General features: G+C 55.1%; 4 protein-coding genes. All 4 read left to right on the top strand.

Going from position 1 to position 4,575, the window contains the following annotated elements; translation table 11 throughout:
- On the top strand, positions 1-411 hold a 411-nt coding region (locus tag AC1DSG_RS27945), incomplete at its 5' end, for a lipid-binding SYLF domain-containing protein (protein ID WP_477793764.1).
- A 625-nt stretch (positions 412-1,036) separates the two neighbouring features.
- Complete coding sequence (locus AC1DSG_RS27940) at positions 1,037-1,963, top strand: transporter (RefSeq protein WP_477793763.1); 927 nt, start codon at positions 1,037-1,039, stop codon at positions 1,961-1,963.
- 658 nt (positions 1,964-2,621) lie between these two features.
- On the top strand, positions 2,622-3,839 hold the full coding sequence (locus AC1DSG_RS27935) for a patatin-like phospholipase family protein (protein WP_477793762.1): 1,218 nt from the start codon (positions 2,622-2,624) through the stop codon (positions 3,837-3,839).
- A 246-nt stretch (positions 3,840-4,085) separates the two neighbouring features.
- Positions 4,086-4,575: cation:proton antiporter domain-containing protein (locus AC1DSG_RS27930; protein WP_477793761.1), on the top strand; the 490-nt coding region annotated here is incomplete at its 3' end.

The raw sequence follows: 4,575 nt of genomic DNA, 5'->3' as shown, positions 1-4,575 counted from the left end.
CCGCAAGCGCGAGCTCTCGCGCAGCGAGCCAAGGGTATCCTCGTTTTCCCTGATGTGCTGAAAGCGGGCCTCATCGCCGGCGCACAGCATGGCGAAGGCGAATTGATCGAGAACGGAAAAGTCACGGGATACTACGCGACCACAGCAGCCTCATACGGCCTTCAGGCGGGCGTGCAGAGGTTTGGGTACGTGATGTTCTTCATGACCAATTCAGCGATGAACGATCTGAAAACTGTCAATGGATTTGAGGYCGGTGTGGGTCCAAGCATCGTGGTCRTAGATTCAGGCATGGCCAAGTCGATGACTACTTCAACGGTTAAGTCCGATATCTATGCATTCATCTTTGATCAAAAGGGCTTAATGGCCGGGCTGGGATTGCAGGGTTCAAAGATTACCAAGCTCAATCGTTGAGGCCGTCTGCCGGTCGCTTCAGGTGAATACGCAGGCGACAGCTAGTGAGCGGCGCCCTGACTCGGGACAATCGGTGCGCGATACATGGCAGGGCAAACAATAACCAGCATGTTCTGCGTACCGGAGGGGGCTCAGTTGAACTGATACCCCGTGTTTGGGCCAAGATGCGCTGTATCGATGAATGGTTTCGACCAAATAGCTAGGCGATCTGCTGGAGAGCAGTCGCCTTTCTGCCAGTAATTCCGCATCAGTTTTTTCTGGCTTTCGGTGTAATAGATCCGAGGTCTCTGCTTCATCTGCAACACTCCTTCTGCTTACACAAAATTTAGTTGTGTTGCATCGACCGGTTGAATCCACAGCCAAAAGCTGCCTGTCGATTTCGTCTGAGGAATCCCAGACGATCTGTCTCTTGCAGCGCCTTGTTATAAGGCGTCGAGTTGTCCACGAAACTAGGGGGCAAACCTCATCCAACAAACAGTATGCCCATGCACTGATCGGCTAAGAGTATACGATCAAACTTTAAGTGCGAACACGCAGTGCTGATGGCAGCTGCATGTGCCAAACAAATACAGATGCGCTACAACTCATAGAACTCCGAGGTCCTCACAGAAGCGAGCGAATGTGGATGAAACACAAACTCTGCGTCGTCAGGCTGGTTCGGTTCGCATCCGTTTCGCTCATCATGCTAGCCACCGGTGCAGTGGCAGAGGATCTCGAACCCAGGTCCTACGCCAATACACCGGTCGGTATCAATTTCCTGCTCATAGGCTACAGCGACCTCCATGGCAACGTGACGGCCAACCCCTCGATCCCGCTCGAAGATGCCAAGCTCAACATCAAGACGGTCGTGTTTGCCTTTGCCAGATCCCTGGACGTCTGGGGCCGCTCGGGGAAGTTCGATATCGTCGTGCCCGAGGCGAAATTGACCGGCTCAGCCTTGCTTGCCGGTGAACCCAAGGAACGTGATGTCACTGGGTTGATCGATCCAAGATTTCGTTTCTCGGTCAATTTGTATGGCGCCCCGGCGATGTCCCTGGCTGAGTTCCCCAGCTACCAACAGGATGTAATTATCGGCGCCAGCCTGGCGATCACGGCGCCACTCGGCCAATACGACGACAGCAGGCTGATAAATCTCGGCAACAATCGCTGGTCATTCAAGCCTGAACTCGGGGTTTCCAAACGTGTGGGACAAGTGACCCTGGAATTATCCGGCGCGGGAACCTTTTTCACCGACAATGAAGAGTTACTCGGGGACCACGTGCTTTCCCAGGACCCGATTTACCAGATACAAGGGCATCTTATCTACGCCTTCAACAATGGTGTCTGGGGTTCGCTGGATGCGACCTACTTCGCTGGCGGCAGCAGCTCAGTCGATGGAGTCAGTAACCACGATTTTCAGGAAAACACCCGCTACGGATGCACCCTCACGCTGCCGTTGAACCGCAACCATTCGATAAAGCTGAATGCGAGCAATGGCGGACATACCCGCACGGGCAGCGAATACGATGCTGTTGGCATGGTCTGGCAGTATCGCTTCGGCGCAGGGCTTTGAAACATAGGATTTACGCTACGTTCTATTCATGCGTTCGCGGGACATTTGTCCGATGCTGGTTGTTACCTGCCATTTGTGACAGGCAACTATCGGCCGATTCTTTTGAAAAAGTCGGTCCGCCCAAACGGCCTGATCATTGACTGGTGAAAACTCCTTTTTAGCACGCCGCTACGTGAAATCTGAGTCCGGAAACCTCTGCCGAAAGTTAAGATTTCAATCTCGGACGCATACTTTTCTGCTGTGGAAACCATGGCCGACTTTTTCAACAAAATCGGCCAAAAGCAGACGTTGCGCCGATTGTAGTCACACCTTGCGTGACCAAACGGATGGCTGTTCGGCTGTCCATCTTCAGGTCTGGGCCTCCGATCTGCGTCTGCTCGCCGCTAACCTGGTTTTCTGCGCCTTTAACGCTAGATCAAGCTGGATGTGCTCGATCTAGAGGTTGCGCAGTAGCGGAACGGTTTAGCAATGCTATCGTTCCAGCTATTGCAAGCGATCAGGACGCATAGGGAATGACTGCTCGACTTCAGGGAACCAGTCGCTTCGAAGCAGTTGAGACCTCTAATCGATCGTTGATCAACCAAGCGGACGCCATTGGATGTTACAGATGATGGAATGGCGCCACGAGCAAGCGGATCGAACACTTTTAGAGCGATAGATGACCATGAAAATCACCAGCCTGATTGTCGCACTGCTTGTACTGATACAAGGCTGTACCATGACGCCGCCTCGCCTTCCCGCAGTGCCGTCCGAGTTGACGGCGAGAGCGCAGATTCCGGGAATGAGCGGGGTGCGTTATGTCGGTGGCGGAGACATGACAGAGCTGACCCGAGTCGCGTTTGAAGCGCTGCAGCGGGAACAGGCTTATCTGGTGAAGCAGGGGCACAAGGGGGGCCTACCGCCAGCGGTATTTCTGGCCATTTCCGGCGGTGGTGATAATGGCGCGTTCACCGCGGGATTGATGAATGGCTGGACGGCTAAAGGAACGCGCCCTGAATTCAAACTCGTTACCGGCATTAGCACGGGCGCACTGATTGCGCCGTTCGCCTTTCTTGGGCCCAAGTACGACGCGGAGCTGAAGAGGGTCTATACCACCTTATCGCCCAAAGACGTCATTTTGCATCGCGGCTTTTTCGCAGGCGTGTTGGGCGATGCGATGTCGGACAACGCCCCGCTGTTGGAGCTGACGCGCAAATCGGTGACCGATGCCATGCTCAAGGAGATCGCCGCCGAGTACGCAAAGGGCCGCTTTCTGTTGATTGCCACCGCCGACCTCGATGCGCGACGCCCCATTATCTGGGACATGGGGAAAATCGCGACCTATGGTGGTCCTCAGGCATTGGACCTTTTCGTGAAAATCATGATCGCCTCCGCCTCGATTCCGGGAGGATTTCCGCCAATGATGATCGATGTGGAAGTCGACGGTAAAACCTATCAGGAAATGCACGTGGACGGTGGCATCATGGCGCAGGTATTCGCTTATCCGGCCGGGATCCGTATCAACGAGGAGTCTGCAAAAGCAGGAGTCACCCGCGAGCGTAGGCTCTACGTGATACGCAACTCGCGACTCGATCCGGACTGGGCGCAGGTCGAGCGCAGCACTATGAGCATCGCTGGGCGCGCGGTCGCCTCGTTGATCCACAGCCAGGGCATCGGCGACCTGTACCGGATCTATGCGACCACCCAGCGCGACGGGGTGGACTTCAACCTCGGGTTCATACCGTCGAGCTTCAACTTCCCCCACAAGGAAGAGTTCGACAACGAGTACATGCGCAAGCTCTACGACACCGGTTATGACATGGCGTTGCAGGGCTTCCCGTGGCTCAAAGTACCGCCCGGGTTCGCTCCTCCAGGTGCAACAGCAACGGAAAAATAGTGAGCGGGCATTGCGCTCAATGACAAGCTCCTACAGAAAGAACAAGCTTCTCGGGTGGAATCGACGGACAGCTTCTGGCCGATTTTTGCCCGAACACCTGAAGGATATGCGCATCCAAAGGACACCACCTATGCTTAGCGCACCCCTCATTAGGCGTCATCTCCCATGCCTGAAGCCCGTCCCCTTCAAGTTACTTACCTCAAGGCTGCGTGTTCCAGCTGCCCACCCTGAACAGGCAGGTCATCGATGTATCAGAACTTAGCGCTGCTTGCCGCCTTCCTCCTTACCTACAGCATTTTTGCGGGGCGCTTYGAGTCACGCCTGCTCAATGGCCCGCTTATGTTCATGCTTGCCGGTCTGCTTCTCGGCCCGGCATTTCTGGGCATTCTGCAACCCCGGATTGACAGGGATGACCTCAAGTTCCTGGCTGAGCTGACGCTGGCGATTGTTCTGTTCAGCGATGCGGCCAACGCCAACCTGAAGGTCCTGCGGGCCAATGAAGGACTTCCGCTGCGCTTACTGATGATAGGGCTACCACTGACCATAGCGGGTGGTTGGCTAGTCGGCGTTTGGCTGTTCCCACAGGTCCCACCGTTGGAATTGGCAATACTGGCAACCCTTCTGGCTCCCACCGATGCTGCGCTCGGTAAAGCTGTTGTGAGCAATCCCAAGGTTCCCGCGTCCGTGCGTGAAGGGTTAAACGTTGAGAGCGGGTTGAATGATGGAATCTGCGTTC

It is taken from the genome of Pseudomonas sp. P5_A12 (genome assembly GCF_056400685.1).
Note: the sequence above shows the minus strand (reverse complement) of the source record. Positions and strands in the feature narration are given on the sequence as shown.